Raw genomic sequence first — 13,597 nt, forward strand, 5'->3', positions numbered from 1 at the left:
TTAAACTGATGGCAGGCGTAACGCTCTACGACTACCAGCTGGATGCACTCAAACGGATGAAAATTGGCTGCATCTTATGCGGAGGCGTAGGAAGCGGAAAATCGAGAACCAGTTTGGCGTTCTATTATACGCTATTTGATGGGATAGTGAACACGGAAAATTACGTTAAGATGACAGAACCACCGGATTTGTACATCATCACGACCGCTCGGAAACGAGATACTGGCGAATGGGATGAAGAACTGGCCCATTTCTACATGTCTACGGATAAAGAGCATGATGTTTACGAGCATACCGTCGTTGTAGATTCCTGGAATAACGTTGGAAAGTATGTTGGTGCAAAGAATGCGTTCTTTATATTTGACGAGCAGCGAGTCGTCGGGAAGGGTACATGGGTAAAGGCATTCCTGAAAATCACGCAGAGCAACGAATGGATATTGCTCAGCGCGACCCCCGGCGATTGCTGGACGGATTATATTCCGGTGTTCATTGCAAATGGATTTTACCGTAACCGGTCAGACTTCAATAACCAGCATGTGGTTTATAGCCAATTCTGCACAAAGTATCCAAAGATCGACCGATATTTGAATACCCAGCGTCTGGTAAGGCTGCGGGAACGGGTCCTGGTCGATATGGATTTTGAACGTTCAACTGTGTCTCACCATGAAAATATTTTCGTAGATTATGACAAGATGAAATACATGTCGATCTGCAAGAACCGGTGGAATCTTTGGGAGAACAAGCCAATCGAGACAGCCAGCGAGTTCTGCTATCTGCTGCGGAAGCTCGTCAATTCGGATGAGAGCCGCCAGCGGGAAGTGCTAGATATTTGCATGACCCGGCCCAGAGTCATCATCTTCTACAACTTTGACTATGAGCTGGATATTCTGCTGAATCTGGCCTATGACGAAGGCGTGGAAGTAGCACAATGGAACGGGCATAAGCATCAACCGATTCCGGATGGAGAGCGATGGGTCTATCTCGTACAATATAACGCCGGGGCAGAAGGTTGGAACTGTATCAAGACAGATACAATTATATTTTACAGTCAGAACTACTCCTACAAGATCATGGAACAGGCGTCTGGGCGTATCGACCGGCTAAACACGCCGTACAAGGATCTCTGGTATTACCACCTGAAGAGCCGGGCAGGGATTGATCTGGCAATTTCGAGGGCGCTGAACTCGAAGAAGGCATTTAACGAAAGGAAATTTTATGGAGAGTAATGATATTCGAGAACTGTTTACCAAGGAAATCGTAGAAAAAGCCAACAAAGAAATGACTGATTACGCAGTTTCTGATGAGTTGGCGCTCAAAATGATGCTTCGCGCCACCTATGATGCTGCTTTTCAGAATTTCCTTGGAAATTATGTTATTGGCGCGATTGGGAAAATTATTGAAAAGTTGGAGGCGGAAAACTAATGGCGCTGTTTCATGGAATTTACAAGTGCCGCTTGTGTGGAGAATTATTTGAGTCTATTGCGACTGCTAGTGAAAACACGGCAATTGAATCCGTTTCGGGTGCAGCCTATGATGGCAAATGGTATCCGAAGGGCTGTGGAATTGGTGCGCATGTACGTGACGTTCACCATTGTAAAGATGGAAGCTTGGGGATAGGAGACTTTCAAGGATTCAAAAAGGAGGAAGACAAATGATTAAAGATTTTGGAGATCGCACAGAGTTTGAAACCGGTGCCAAGCGTGATATGCACGCAGGGAAGGGACGGATGGACCTTTTACCCTGGTATGGCATTATGGAGGTCAGCAAGCACTGCGAGGAGGGTGCGCTGAAGTATGGCGAGCACAACGTGGATAAGGGCATCCCGCTGCATTCTCTGTTGGACAGTGCTTCTCGGCATCTGGCAAAGTACATGGTCGGTATGGACGACGAGGACCACCTGCGCGCTGCCTGCTGGAACCTGCTCTGGGCATTGAACCAGCGAGAGACCCATCCGGAGTTGGATGATAGATGGAGACCGCAAGAAAAGAAACGTCAAAAGGAGAAAAATGAAAAGAAATCAGTTACTCTTGTTTGTAGTGTATGCGGCGTCCATTTTGGTGTCACAGAAGACAGATGGGCTGAAATGAAAGTTTGGTCACCCTATAAAGACGGGAATTCATTTACGTATTGTCCGAAATGTAATCATCTTGCAGTTATTCGGGAGGTGAAGTCTGATGAATGACTGGATGCGCGAAGTGGATTATGCGACCTACTGCCCGAAGTGCGTGAACTTCAAGGTGCTGGAGACGGACGAGCCCTGCAACGAGTGCCTGACGGAGTGTGCGCGGGAGGGAACTGTGAAACCTGTGAACTTCAAGGATAAAAGGGAGAAGGCCAAGTAAGGCGCGAAAAAATCTCTGCATATTATGGAGGTGATTACATTATGGCAAATGAAAAATGGAACCATGTGGAGTGGAAATGTGATGGATCGGATAACAATCTGATACGGGAATTTCTTGCAGATCCTGATAATGAGGGGAACTGCAATGCTTGCCCGTACAGAATGAAGCATCCATCGTATGATGCACTCCCATGTGGGCAGTATCATTGCTGGGTGGCATTGAACTGACAAAGGCGGGAGCCGTGGAGAAATCTGCGGCTCTTTATTTTTGGCGCGAAAATAACAAGCTCCTTTATGAGGTAAACTCATATTTGAAAGGAGATACTTATTATGAAAAAAGCGTGGAAAATTGGTATTAGCACTATTGCTGGTATTGTTGGGGCGTGTGTGTTGATTCGTATTCACAATGCAGAGGTTCGCAAAGTATATTGCGAACGCTATGGAAAAGGATATGATGACGGATATACGCTTGGACTTTATCAAGGAAAGTTGATGGGTGCCAATGACCTGTATATGAATGCTCATAATGGGAGCGAATATTTCAATAATTATATGATTGAAGCTAGGAAAGAATTTGTTGAGGCAAATACAAAACTCAATAAATAAGAGAACTGGGCCGTGGAGAAATCTGCGGCTCTTTATTTTTATCGTTGAAGGAGATGTTTATATGCAACGTATGAACATTAAATGCTGCCATTGTGGAGACTATACCCCATTTATCACAGAGGAGAATATTGAAGTTATTCCTCAAGTTAATCTCACAAGAACCGACATAGATATTTTAGGCGATATCGCTGAGGCATTGAGGGAATGCGGTTGCTTGGGTGCGTGTGATTTCTTACGCCGGGTTCAGAGTGAAGTGACCAAAATTGTAGAGTATCAGGAGGAACGGTGAACGCTAAATGATATTTGCTGAGGAGGATTTGAACTCTTTGAATGCTATTGCTGGACTATTGGCTTCATTCGGGTGTGATAGTCAGGCTGGCTGTGTGCTTTATATTCAGCATAAAATCGCAAAGACCATGGAGGCTGACGAAAGGGAAATGCACAAATGAGAAACATGTCTAAGAAAACATGGAAACTCCGGGTTTGGAACCACATGACCGAGATGCAGAAGCTAGATATTCTGCTGAAGCATGCTAAGGTTCCGCATACTTATGGACGTCGTCGGCCAGAGATGGACAGACCGGACTATCAGGAGTATCTTCCGGGCGGACGACTCGATGGTGGTGAGCAAATCGTTGCATATGATGCTGCTGGAAATCGTATCTGGGATGGCATTTGGTGTTGTGGTTCCTATGGCTTTGAGCAGGGGCTTATCGAGGTGATGGGCACACAGCTACTTGGCCATGATGATGTTGAGGGCTGGCTCACGGCTCGTCAAGTCACAAAGATGTGGAGGTGTAGAAATGCTGCGAAAAATCGCTGAGTATGTCAAAAAGATATTCCGCATGGAGCCGATCCCGACGACGGTTAATACCCTGCGGGAGGCTTTGCGGGATTTGGAAGTGGCCCGGAATCACTTTGAGCACTGCGACCCGGAATTTGTGACAGCTGCTATTTTTGAGCTTAACGCTGCGGAGTGCAGGGTGGATGCTGCGAGGAGGTGTGCGGTATGACTTGGGAGAAATTTGGTACATTCCTTGGGCATTTGCTGGCGGCGACCATTACGATCTGTGCATGGCTGATCATTATTGCGTTAACGCTGAAGATAATCTGGTTCATTCTGTTCGGAATTCTGCTGTGAGGTGAGCAAGATGTCTATTTTATATTCGTATGATCACGAATTGCAGAAGATGGTTACCATAGATGTAGATCCATCACTTGACACTGTTGCTCACCTTGTAATCAATGGTGATATTATTCTGACAGAGGCTTTGCGATGGTGTAGACAAAACAACATTTCAGTAACCAAATTACGAGAGGCATTAGAAGCATATAAGGAAGGTATTTTATGATAAAGTATACCTTTATTTTTTCCTGCACAGACAACGGTGGTGGACATCAAAGATTTGAAGTCAGGGCGACCAATAAGCAGGAGGCCATCCGTAAAGGCATGAATATCGCGAAGAAGTTCGCTTGTGGAGATATCTGCGGCGACTGGGAGTGTAAGTTGAAGCGGGAGGATAGTTTATGAACGAAGACTTTGGAGCAATCACCATTCTTGCTCCAAAATGCCAGAAGTGCCCCAAAGTGAAATCCTGTGACCATAAACAAATGGCTCATCTCGGATACATCATAGTTCCGCAAAGGGGCAACGGAAAGAGCCTCAGTCAGCTCGAAATGGTGGATTCACTGATGAAAAGGAGATTTAATTATGAAAATCGTTGAACCTAAGTACGAAATCCTCACTGATATTTCTGAGGGCGGCATTAAGGAGCTCCAGCAAATCGAGCGGGTGGCCCGTGTCTGCTACAAGAGCGAGGATAAGATCACGCCGGACGGTGAGTCGGCAAAGAAGCTGGTGGGCTTTCTGGTGAAGCAGGGGCATGAGGCTATGCTGGAGCATTCTCAGCTATCCGTGCTGTTCACCTGTGACCGGGCCATTGCCAATGAGCTGGTGCGGCACCGCATTGCAAGCTTTGCGCAGGAGAGCACCCGGTACTGCAACTACTCGAAGGAGAAGTTTGGAGGGGAGCTGACGTTTATCTGGCCTTCTTATATTCATGGCGAGCAGTATTGTGAACTGAACGATAGCGAGGTTACGATCAAGAGTTCGTTCCTTGAAGCCATGACTTATGCCGAAAAGGACTACAAGCTTATGATTGCCAACGGCATGCGTCCCGAACAGGCCCGTTGCGTGCTGCCCCTGTGCTTGAAGACCGAAATCGTCGTGACTGCCAACTACCGTGAGTTGCGTAACATCTTCAAGCTGCGTACTCCTGTGGCGGCCCATCCTCAGATGAGGGAGCTTATGTGCCCGTTGCTGAAGGAGCTTCAGAGCAAGATCCCGGTGGTGTTCGATGATATTTACACGCAAGGAGGTGCAGTGAAGTGATGCGAATTGTGCTGCTCGCAAGCATTATTTTACAAGCTATCGCAATTGGAATGTCTTTTGCTGAGAAAATCGGCAAAGAAAAACAGAGAATCATCAGATATACAGGATGGTTCTTGCTTTTGATTTACATGATATTTGGTTGAGGTGATTAACTATGAAAAATCGTATTATTTGCGTCGTTGCATGTATGATGATGCTCGTTGGCTGCATCGGGTTATGCAGTTGTGGAAACTATAGGGTGTTCGATACAACCTTTACCTATTCCTGGGCACAGATTAAGTTGCCCGATGGAACTATTGTTCAAGGCAAAGTGGACAACTGGACTGACTACGAAGGTGATCAGCTGCAAATCACGATTGACGGTACCACATATCTAGTTCATGCCGCAAATGCTATTATGAAAACCTGAGTGGGAAAGGATGTGGTGGCAAGAAATGCAGCAGAAAACGTATGATTTTCTCATCCAGATGAGGGCTCCTGTGCTTACCTTTGGCGGAGACTTGCTGGGCGAGGCAATTGAACTGGTTATTCACGACCTGGAGGTTCATCAATTCATCTCGCTGGCAGATGTTGAGTGCAATCTGGCAGATAAGTTCAGCTGTAGCCCAGGTTCTGCGGATCGGAGACTTCGTAGGGCAATGGATATGATGGAGTTCCGGGCAGGAGAGTATCCGAATCCGGAATTGGAGAAACTGCGCGTTGAGTATCGTGTGAATACATGGTCGGTTAAGAAATTCCTCTACGCAGCGGCAAGGAGGCTGATGAGTTATGAATAATAAGGATCGAGCGATATGTCTGATTTGGTGTACGCTGATGCTGTGTCTGAGTATTTGGTTGTGCGGATGCTCAAAACGGGCTGAGAGCAAGAGCGCCACGAGCGAAGAGCAGGAGTATCACATCACAATTTACTATCCGAACACTAGGGATGTGTACGTAGAAGGCGATGGCGATGTGTTCTGGATGAACTCAACCGATCATAAGATTAAAGTTCAAATCAATGGCAAACGATACTGTGCGAGTTTGAACAATGTTATTATTGAGTGGGATGTGAAATAATGAAAAGGTTTAATACGATTATTTGGGAATTGCCGCCGTAAATCTTGACGATGGTGCGTCTCCATGATATTCTTATACCAAGATGAGGAGGTGCTTTTATGGCACGGACGGTAAAATGCCCTAGCTGCGGTGCTGAACTGACAGTGAAAGACGACAACAGGGACTTTATGTTTTGCGAGTTCTGCGGGACGAAGGTTCGGTTGGATGATTATCAGGAGACGCACCGGTATGTAAACGAAGCGGAAGTCCAGAGAGTAAAGGCTGAGAAAGAGCTGGAGCTCAAGAGGATGGAGATGGAAGAGAGAAATATTAAACAGTCTCGCGATACTGGATTCAAGCTTATGTTTGTTGCTGGAGGGCTGTTTATTCTTATGCTGATTGTTGCATTTGCAACTGGAATGCTCTAATCTTTGCCCATTTTTATTTGCCGCTTTTTGTGAATTTTTGTGATGAAACGTCGGAATTTGTCATTTTCGTGGTCAAAAACCCAGTTCGTGGTCAAAAATTTTAGCAAAAATGGCCACTAAAAATAACGATAATTCGTTAAAAATATGCAGTTTGGCCAAAAACCCACTTTTTTCTTTTAGTTGATGAAAAAAATGAAAAATTATATATAGTAATTGACGCTGAAAAATGGGTTTTTGGCCAGTGCTATTTTTGGCTTGAAAAAGCTTGCACATAGATGTATCATAGAACCACAGTGTACGAACGTAACGCTTCTGATTCTACGAGGTAAAACGCATGAACAATTATGCCGACTGGTCTAGTAAGGATCTTGATCTAATTGCAAGTGTTAAAGATGAAGTTGCACGGTGGAGAGCGACTTTTTCAAATTATTTGGTGCCTTATGACGCACGAGTAAAACTGGATGATGGAGAAGAAAAATGGTCTACAATTGGCGACTACGATGTAGACATTATCTGGACACGACATCTGGATGGAAGCATTACATATGAAGTGATGCACACTCCCGAATGGGATCTTGACATTGGTGTGCAGTATTGCAATGTTTGCCACTCTGAAATGCGCCAAGATGAAAACGGAGATTGGAAATGCGATCGCTGTGGCAATACTTACCCGCTTTGTGATATAGAAATGGGTATTGTGAATTGTCCGTCAGAAGAAGCAAGTTACGACTGGGACGGCATAGAAGCTGATCCTGCATGGTATCTTGACTAATTGATTTAACGAGCCTCTGCGTGAAAAACGCAGGGGCTTTTTCTTTGTCCAAAATTCACAGAAATTCACACTTTTTCACAAAAACCACCGCGATAAAAACATCCCCTTTTATGGGGGGAATAGAATGCGTCTTACGCACTATTCCTTTCATTTTGGAGGTTGTACTATGCTCGAAAACAAATTTAAGACAGGATTGGTAAAGGAACTGAAAGAACGCTTTCCTGGCTGCATGGTTGTTCATCTTGATCCAAACGAGATTCAGGGTATCCCGGATCTCTTGATTTTGCATGAGGACACATGGGCTGCATTGGAAGGTAAAAAGTCAGCAAAAGCATCTCATCGCCCGAACCAGGACTATTATGTTCAGCATATGAGCGAGATGAGCTTTGCGGCCTTTATCTATCCCGAAAACAAGGAGGAGATACTCAATGCAATGGAACGATCATTCGAGGCTCACAGGGCAGCACGCGTTTCTGGGAGCTAGTAAGTATCATTGGCTCAACTACGACGCACAGCGTTTGGCCGATGCGTACTTGAGCTTTCAAGCAAAAGAAAAAGGCACGAGGCTTCACGCATTTGCAGCAGAGTGCATTACGCTCCGACAGAAGTTGCCTAAAAGCAAAAAGACGCTCAATGCCTATGTCAATGACGCAATTGGCTTTCGCATGATTCCTGAGATGGTTCTCTATTACAGTGAGAACTGCTTTGGAACTGCGGATGCGATTTCGTTCAACGACGATTTTCTCCGCATCCATGATCTTAAAACCGGAGCTGTTCCTGCGCATATGGAACAGCTCTTTATTTATGCTGCTCTGTTCTGCATGGAATACGGGATTCGACCGAAAGATATTCAGTTCGAGGCTCGTATCTACCAGAATGACGATGTTTGGATCGAAAATCCTACGTATGAGGATATTGACCCCATCATCGAGAAGATTCGCGAGTTTGATAAGGTAATTGCAGAATTGAAGTTAGGAGCAGTAGCATGAACCAGATCGAGAAAGATGTCCGCGCCTATTTTGGCATTCCTTTCAACGAAAGCGTTTTGGAGCACTATGGCACCAAACGTCATTCTGGTCGCTATCCGTGGGGTTCTGGTGATAATCCTTATCAGCATTCTGGCGATTTTCTGTCTCGTATTGAGACACTGAAGAAAAAAGGGCTGTCCGAAAAGGACATCATCAATGCCATAAACGACACACTCCCCAAGGAGTATCAGCTGAGCCCTACTGAGTTTCGGGTTGCGAGAAGTAAAGCAATCAGTTTGCGGAAGCAGTCTGAATACGAGCAGATCAAGGACCTGAAAGACAACAAAGGGCTCGGTTGGACGGAGATTGCGAACCAACTCGGTATGAGTGAATCGAGCGTTCGGTCAAAATATGCCGGAAATATCGACCAAAAAGCCAAACGTGCTGAAAATATTGCCAATACCTTGAAAAAAGAAGTAGATAAAAAAGGTATGGTTGATATTTCCGAAGGTGCCAATCAGGTACTTGGCGTGACAGAAACCGAACTTTCTAATGCTGCTTACACCTTGGAGGCAGAATACGGATACAAGCGCTATGGCGTTGGTATCCGGCAGCCGACCAATATTCGCCAGCAAACGAATATCACGGTGCTGGCCAAGCCAGAGTTTGACCAAAAGTACGCTTATCAGCATCAGGACCAGATCGACTCTTTGGGTGATTATCATTCTGATGATGGTGGGGACACTTTTACGAAGCTGCAGCGCCCGTCCAGTCTAGACTCAAGCCGCGTTGCTATTCGTTATGGTGACGAGGGCGGTCTGGACAAAGACGGCGTAATGGAAATTCGTCGTGGCGTTCCTGATCTGGATCTCGGCAAAAGCCACTATGCGCAGGTTCGTATTTTGGTGGATGGAGACCATTATCTGAAAGGCATGGCAGTCTATTCGGATGATCTCCCTGATGGTATTGATGTCATGTTCAACACCAACAAACCGTCCGGTACACCCAAGATGAAAGTCTTGAAGGAAGCGAAAGCTGACCCGGATAACCCGTTTGGTGCAGCCATCAAAGCTAACGGACAGAGTATGTACATTGGCGCTGATGGCAAAGAACATCTGTCGCCCATCAATAAACTGAAAGAAGAAGGGGATTGGGATACTATGTCCCGAAACGTTTCCTCTCAGTTTCTATCCAAGCAGCCCAAAAAGCTGATTGAGAATCAGCTGAAGTTTACGGTTGCGGATTATCAAGCGCAGTATGATGAAATCATGCACTATGATAACCCGACGGTCAAGAAGAAGCTGCTGAACGACTTTGCGGATACCTGCGAAGGTACGTCGATGACTCTGAAAGCATCGGCATTCCCCGGACAATCGACCAAAGTTATCCTGCCGATCAATAAGATCAAGGAGAACGAAGCCTACTGCCCGACTTATGAGAACGGCACTCAGCTTGCATTGATTCGTTATCCTCATGCAGGCACTTTTGAAATTCCTATTGTTACGGTAAACAATAAGAATCTGCATGGTAAGCGTAATCTTGGGCAGATCCAGGATGCAATCGGCATCAACGCAAAGGTTGCAGAGCGCCTGTCTGGTGCCGACTTCGACGGTGATACCGTCATGACCATCCCTATCAGCGATAAGGTGCCCATCAAATCTACGCGGCCGCTAAAAGCACTTGAGGGGTTTGATCCTAAGACTGCTTATGCTGTACCCGAAGGTAATCCCAATCATGTGCGTATCATGAAGAAGGAAGAGAAGCAGCGTGAGATGGGCGTGATCTCCAACCTCATCACTGATATGACTTTGCGTGGCGCATCAGAAGATGAATTGGCTCGTGCAGTCAAGCATTCGATGGTTGTTATTGATGCCGAGAAGCACAAGCTGGACTACAAGCGCTCTGAAAAAGAGAATGGAATCCAGGAGCTGAAAGAGAAGTGGCAGATTCGTGTTGACGAGGACGGCAACACTAAGTATGGTGGCGCATCCACCCTGCTATCCCGCCGTAAGCAGACGGTTCGTGTTCCTGAGCGTCGTGGCAGCATCCGTGTTGATAAGGATACAGGCGAGTTTATCTACAAAGAGAGCGGACGTACCTTTACCGATCCCAAGACGGGCAAGGAACGTATCGCTGAGGATACGGTAAGTCTTATCTCTGAGACGAAGGACGCCCGCACTCTGTCGTCTGGCACGATCCAGGAGAACCTGTACGCAGACTTTTCCAATAAGCTCAAAGCCATGGCTAACCAGGCTCGCAAAGAGGCTGCTAACATGAAGGGCTTGGAGTATAGTCCATCCGCCGCCAAAGCATACGCTCCTGAGGTTGCGTCTTTGAAGGAAAAGTATAACAGAATGATCGCCAATAAGCCCAAAGAGCGTAAGGCAATGCTGATTGCAAATTCCAACATCAAAGCGAAAATCCAGGAACAGGGCCTCGACCCTAAAAACACGGAAGACAAGAAAGAAATCAAGAAGATTTCGTCTGTTGAAATGCAACGTGCACGTGACTCTGTCGGTGCAAGCGGCCGCAAGTCAAAGGTGACCTTCACGGATAAGGAGTGGGAAGCTGTTCAGGCTGGCGCAATTTCGGACAACATGTTGACGAAGTTTCTCGATTCTTCGGATTCTGACGAAATCGTAAAGCGCGCAATGCCGAAAACGACATCTGTTATGTCTTCTGCTAAGATGAGCAAAGCAAAAGCGATGCTCCGCAGCGGATACACGTACAAAGAAATCGCGCAGGCTTGCGGTGTGGCAGAATCCACAGTTTATAGTGCGCTCAACAAATAAAATATTTCAGAAAGGCTTTGAATTATGGTTCGATGCTTTTTGACTACGATCGACAACCCGTACAATCCGTATGACCAGTTCGATCAGTGGTATCGGTACGATGCGGATCATGGTTATAACTCTTCTGGTCTGCTTATGCGGCTGGCAGAGACGTCCTCTCAATTCACAGACAATGAAAATGCCTATGAAATTGAGCGCGCAATTGACAAAATCGTTGCGAATGATCCGTTAAACATCTATAAAAAGCTCAAGCTCACCCTCGAAGACGAGGACACCGTCAAAGAAAGCGCATAAAGGCATAGGGAGGGGGTCTCAAAAATGACACCCCCTCTCAAATCGCGCCGGTCTTTGATATTTCCCCGGAGGGAAAATTGATATTTGGGCTTTAAGAACAAGAAAAAACACCAGAATCCTCGCCGTGCATTGAGAATACTGGTGTTTTTATATTTTACTGCTTTTGTTCCGTGTCCATAGAAGCAGTCACAAGCTGCTCTAAAGACATTGTAATGTTTCGGAGACAATCTTCACGAGTTACTGAAACATTTTTGACGACTGTATAATCGCTTTTCAAGGTTATAACTTTTTCTAAAGTATCGTTCATTCTGTATCACCACCTTTCAAACAGAATAAACGAGTCTGTTAAGATGTTAAACCTCCAGAACAAGTATACAGATAAGTATATGCCAAGTCAAGCGGGAACAAAAGAAAGACAATCGCCGAGGCTGTGGGGAGTAGACTACGGCTTCGGCGGTTTTTGCAAGGGCTCATGGGAGGAAGATCGTTCCTCCTTTTGGGTTTCATGATGTTAAGCCTCCAAAATTAACATTGTTCATGATCGAGTTTGTCCATTTTACCTTTGCGACGGAAGGCATTTGTTTTCATTTTCTCCTTTCAAATGATAGGCCGTGCTGATACTCCTGACACCTCCCATGAACCCTTGCAAAAGCGTAAACCTTATTACATATGTGCGAAAAGAGGATTGCGGATGAAACCGAAGAAAAACGCGCCCGGAGAAACGGCTGCGGCTTCGGCCCGGCCAGCATCATCTCCGGAAGCACAGGAAAATTACATGATCAACCTTGCGATGAAGCTGGTGGAGAAGCGGCTGCGCGAGGGTACGGCATCCAGCGCCGAGACGACTCATTTTCTGAAGCTGGCGACGACGAAAGCGGACCTTGAAAAGAAGAAGCTCGAAGAGGAAAACAAGCTGCTGCGGGCGAAAACAGAGACGTTGCAGAATGCAAAGAACTCGGAAGAGCTGTACGCAAATGCCATTCAGGCGATGCGGAAGTACAACGGCCTTGGCGAGGATGACGAGTATGCGGACAGCTGAGATGAAAAGCTACACGGAACTATGCCAGCTGGCGACATTTGAAGAGCGGCTGAAGTATCTGGAGCTGCACGGGGAAGTCGGGAAAGACACGTTCGGGTTTGACCGATGGCTGAACCAGGCGTTTTATCAATCGAAAGAATGGCGGCAGTTTCGGGACCGGATCATCGTGCGGGACAACGGCTGCGACCTGGGATGCGAAGACCACCCGATCACGGACTGGGTGCTCCAGGGCGGAAAAGCGATCCGGCCGAAGATCTCGATTCATCATCTGAACCCCATTACAAAAGAAGATGTCCTCCAGCACAGCAAAAAACTGCTGGACCCGGAGAACGCCATTTGTGTTTCGGCGGCGACGCATAAAGCCATCCATTACGGGACGGGTCAAAATGCAAAACTGCCAGACGGAGAACGAAGACCAGGCGACACCTGCCCATGGAGGAAAGAACATGTACCAGAGACGAGCGTTTGAACCGAAGGAAACGAAAACCAGCAATGATATCCGCGCGAAGCTGGAGGAAGCAGAGCAGATGCTTTGTAAGATCGGCCCTTGCAGAGAGCGCAGTCTGGCACTGACGAAGCTGGACGAGGCACTGCTGTGGGCGAACGTGGCAATTGCTCAGGCCGGTGTGGAAGATTACATGCAATAAAGGAGAAAACAAAATGAACAACGAAGCAATGATGAACCGCGCAAAGCAGCTGGTGGTGGACTACTTTAACGCCCATGTGGACGTGACTGACGGCAAGAAGCTGACGATGGAGGACGTGTTCATCGTATGGTTCAGCAAAACTCTGCAGAACTGGAAGGCCCTGGTGAGCACCACCGTATCGGACGGGATGTATTACGAGATCACCCACAACGGCGACAAGGGTGAGACCTATGTGGACGTCTACAAGAAGTGGGATAACAAGTGCGTCCCGGACTAAAAGCAT

General features: G+C 46.6%; 29 protein-coding genes. 28 read left to right on the top strand and 1 reads right to left on the bottom strand.

What is annotated here, in order from left to right; genetic code table 11:
* Window positions 1–8 precede the first annotated feature (8 nt).
* The 24 genes from DWY95_RS07270 (at window position 9) to DWY95_RS07365 (ending at window position 11,628) form a co-directional block, all read left to right on the top strand.
* Window positions 9–1,226, top strand: coding sequence for a hypothetical protein (locus DWY95_RS07270; protein ID WP_118552956.1), 1,218 nt, complete (start codon window positions 9–11; stop codon window positions 1,224–1,226).
* Window positions 1,216–1,422, top strand: a complete 207-nt coding sequence (locus DWY95_RS07275) for a hypothetical protein (protein ID WP_118552957.1) — start codon at window positions 1,216–1,218, stop codon at window positions 1,420–1,422. The genes DWY95_RS07270 and DWY95_RS07275 overlap by 11 nt, the downstream gene beginning before the upstream one ends.
* Window positions 1,422–1,655 carry a hypothetical protein gene (locus tag DWY95_RS07280; protein WP_118552958.1) on the top strand — a complete coding sequence of 78 codons (234 nt, stop codon included), beginning with the start codon at window positions 1,422–1,424 and terminating at the stop codon, window positions 1,653–1,655. The genes DWY95_RS07275 and DWY95_RS07280 overlap by 1 nt, the downstream gene beginning before the upstream one ends.
* Window positions 1,652–2,182: a dATP/dGTP diphosphohydrolase domain-containing protein gene (locus DWY95_RS17195; protein ID WP_187116968.1), complete on the top strand. Its 531-nt coding sequence runs from the start codon at window positions 1,652–1,654 to the stop codon at window positions 2,180–2,182. The genes DWY95_RS07280 and DWY95_RS17195 overlap by 4 nt, the downstream gene beginning before the upstream one ends.
* Window positions 2,175–2,342, top strand: coding sequence for a hypothetical protein (locus DWY95_RS17000; protein WP_158577534.1), 168 nt, complete (start codon window positions 2,175–2,177; stop codon window positions 2,340–2,342). The genes DWY95_RS17195 and DWY95_RS17000 overlap by 8 nt, the downstream gene beginning before the upstream one ends.
* 329 nt (window positions 2,343–2,671) lie before the next feature.
* Window positions 2,672–2,947, top strand: coding sequence for a hypothetical protein (locus tag DWY95_RS07290; RefSeq protein ID WP_118552959.1), 276 nt, complete (start codon window positions 2,672–2,674; stop codon window positions 2,945–2,947).
* A gap of 61 nt (window positions 2,948–3,008) precedes the next feature.
* Window positions 3,009–3,236 carry a hypothetical protein gene (locus DWY95_RS07295; protein ID WP_118552960.1) on the top strand — a complete coding sequence of 76 codons (228 nt, stop codon included), beginning with the start codon at window positions 3,009–3,011 and terminating at the stop codon, window positions 3,234–3,236.
* Between the two features lie 165 nt (window positions 3,237–3,401).
* On the top strand, window positions 3,402–3,770 hold the full coding sequence (locus DWY95_RS07300; RefSeq protein WP_147365929.1) for a hypothetical protein: 369 nt from the start codon (window positions 3,402–3,404) through the stop codon (window positions 3,768–3,770).
* Window positions 3,751–3,960, top strand: coding sequence for a hypothetical protein (locus DWY95_RS07305; protein ID WP_118552962.1), 210 nt, complete (start codon window positions 3,751–3,753; stop codon window positions 3,958–3,960). Before DWY95_RS07300 ends, DWY95_RS07305 begins: the two co-directional genes overlap by 20 nt.
* On the top strand, window positions 3,957–4,088 hold the full coding sequence (locus tag DWY95_RS17530) for a hypothetical protein (protein ID WP_279220014.1): 132 nt from the start codon (window positions 3,957–3,959) through the stop codon (window positions 4,086–4,088). Before DWY95_RS07305 ends, DWY95_RS17530 begins: the two co-directional genes overlap by 4 nt.
* 10 nt (window positions 4,089–4,098) lie before the next feature.
* Window positions 4,099–4,299 (top strand): hypothetical protein, encoded by a 201-nt coding sequence (locus DWY95_RS16785; RefSeq protein ID WP_147365930.1) that lies wholly within the window; start codon window positions 4,099–4,101, stop codon window positions 4,297–4,299.
* The gene (locus tag DWY95_RS07310; RefSeq protein ID WP_118552963.1) at window positions 4,296–4,478 is read left to right on the top strand and encodes a hypothetical protein; all 183 of its coding nucleotides are present in this window, start codon (window positions 4,296–4,298) and stop codon (window positions 4,476–4,478) included. The genes DWY95_RS16785 and DWY95_RS07310 overlap by 4 nt, the downstream gene beginning before the upstream one ends.
* Window positions 4,475–4,672, top strand: coding sequence for a hypothetical protein (locus tag DWY95_RS07315; protein ID WP_118552964.1), 198 nt, complete (start codon window positions 4,475–4,477; stop codon window positions 4,670–4,672). Before DWY95_RS07310 ends, DWY95_RS07315 begins: the two co-directional genes overlap by 4 nt.
* Complete coding sequence (gene thyX, locus DWY95_RS07320) at window positions 4,659–5,339, top strand: FAD-dependent thymidylate synthase (RefSeq protein WP_118552965.1); 681 nt, start codon at window positions 4,659–4,661, stop codon at window positions 5,337–5,339. Before DWY95_RS07315 ends, thyX begins: the two co-directional genes overlap by 14 nt.
* Complete coding sequence (locus DWY95_RS17005) at window positions 5,336–5,482, top strand: hypothetical protein (protein ID WP_158577535.1); 147 nt, start codon at window positions 5,336–5,338, stop codon at window positions 5,480–5,482. The genes thyX and DWY95_RS17005 overlap by 4 nt, the downstream gene beginning before the upstream one ends.
* An 11-nt stretch (window positions 5,483–5,493) precedes the next feature.
* Complete coding sequence (locus DWY95_RS07325) at window positions 5,494–5,748, top strand: hypothetical protein (RefSeq protein ID WP_199665508.1); 255 nt, start codon at window positions 5,494–5,496, stop codon at window positions 5,746–5,748.
* Between the two features lie 25 nt (window positions 5,749–5,773).
* On the top strand, window positions 5,774–6,115 hold the full coding sequence (locus tag DWY95_RS07330) for a hypothetical protein (protein WP_118552966.1): 342 nt from the start codon (window positions 5,774–5,776) through the stop codon (window positions 6,113–6,115).
* Window positions 6,108–6,395 carry a hypothetical protein gene (locus DWY95_RS07335; RefSeq protein WP_118552967.1) on the top strand — a complete coding sequence of 96 codons (288 nt, stop codon included), beginning with the start codon at window positions 6,108–6,110 and terminating at the stop codon, window positions 6,393–6,395. The genes DWY95_RS07330 and DWY95_RS07335 overlap by 8 nt, the downstream gene beginning before the upstream one ends.
* Before the next feature lie 98 nt (window positions 6,396–6,493).
* Window positions 6,494–6,802 carry a TFIIB-type zinc ribbon-containing protein gene (locus tag DWY95_RS07340; protein ID WP_118552968.1) on the top strand — a complete coding sequence of 103 codons (309 nt, stop codon included), beginning with the start codon at window positions 6,494–6,496 and terminating at the stop codon, window positions 6,800–6,802.
* A 334-nt stretch (window positions 6,803–7,136) separates the two neighbouring features.
* Window positions 7,137–7,574 carry a hypothetical protein gene (locus DWY95_RS07345; protein WP_118552969.1) on the top strand — a complete coding sequence of 146 codons (438 nt, stop codon included), beginning with the start codon at window positions 7,137–7,139 and terminating at the stop codon, window positions 7,572–7,574.
* A gap of 166 nt (window positions 7,575–7,740) precedes the next feature.
* Window positions 7,741–8,058 (top strand): hypothetical protein, encoded by a 318-nt coding sequence (locus DWY95_RS07350; protein ID WP_118552970.1) that lies wholly within the window; start codon window positions 7,741–7,743, stop codon window positions 8,056–8,058.
* The gene (locus DWY95_RS07355) at window positions 8,003–8,563 is read left to right on the top strand and encodes a DUF2800 domain-containing protein (RefSeq protein WP_118552971.1); all 561 of its coding nucleotides are present in this window, start codon (window positions 8,003–8,005) and stop codon (window positions 8,561–8,563) included. The genes DWY95_RS07350 and DWY95_RS07355 overlap by 56 nt, the downstream gene beginning before the upstream one ends.
* Window positions 8,560–11,334 carry a helix-turn-helix domain-containing protein gene (locus tag DWY95_RS07360; RefSeq protein WP_118552972.1) on the top strand — a complete coding sequence of 925 codons (2,775 nt, stop codon included), beginning with the start codon at window positions 8,560–8,562 and terminating at the stop codon, window positions 11,332–11,334. Before DWY95_RS07355 ends, DWY95_RS07360 begins: the two co-directional genes overlap by 4 nt.
* A 39-nt stretch (window positions 11,335–11,373) precedes the next feature.
* Window positions 11,374–11,628, top strand: a complete 255-nt coding sequence (locus tag DWY95_RS07365; protein ID WP_243082643.1) for a hypothetical protein — start codon at window positions 11,374–11,376, stop codon at window positions 11,626–11,628.
* A gap of 154 nt (window positions 11,629–11,782) precedes the next feature.
* Here the strand turns inward: DWY95_RS07365 and DWY95_RS17010 are convergent, their stop codons facing one another.
* Complete coding sequence (locus tag DWY95_RS17010; RefSeq protein ID WP_158577536.1) at window positions 11,783–11,935, bottom strand: hypothetical protein; 153 nt, start codon at window positions 11,933–11,935, stop codon at window positions 11,783–11,785.
* Window positions 11,936–12,319: 384 nt separating this feature from the next.
* Here DWY95_RS17010 and DWY95_RS07370 point away from each other — a divergent pair, with 384 nt between their 5' ends.
* From DWY95_RS07370 to DWY95_RS07385, 4 genes are read left to right on the top strand one after another with little or no spacing between them, the layout of a single operon-like run.
* Complete coding sequence (locus DWY95_RS07370) at window positions 12,320–12,667, top strand: hypothetical protein (protein ID WP_118552974.1); 348 nt, start codon at window positions 12,320–12,322, stop codon at window positions 12,665–12,667.
* Window positions 12,654–13,136, top strand: a complete 483-nt coding sequence (locus DWY95_RS07375) for a hypothetical protein (RefSeq protein WP_243082645.1) — start codon at window positions 12,654–12,656, stop codon at window positions 13,134–13,136. The genes DWY95_RS07370 and DWY95_RS07375 overlap by 14 nt, the downstream gene beginning before the upstream one ends.
* On the top strand, window positions 13,114–13,314 hold the full coding sequence (locus tag DWY95_RS07380; protein WP_118552976.1) for a hypothetical protein: 201 nt from the start codon (window positions 13,114–13,116) through the stop codon (window positions 13,312–13,314). The genes DWY95_RS07375 and DWY95_RS07380 overlap by 23 nt, the downstream gene beginning before the upstream one ends.
* 13 nt (window positions 13,315–13,327) lie before the next feature.
* Window positions 13,328–13,591 (top strand): DUF6275 family protein, encoded by a 264-nt coding sequence (locus DWY95_RS07385; protein ID WP_118552977.1) that lies wholly within the window; start codon window positions 13,328–13,330, stop codon window positions 13,589–13,591.
* Window positions 13,592–13,597: the final 6 nt, after the last annotated feature.

This window comes from Faecalibacterium sp. AF28-13AC, assembly GCF_003478405.1.
Lineage (GTDB): Bacteria > Bacillota > Clostridia > Oscillospirales > Ruminococcaceae > Faecalibacterium > Faecalibacterium prausnitzii_E.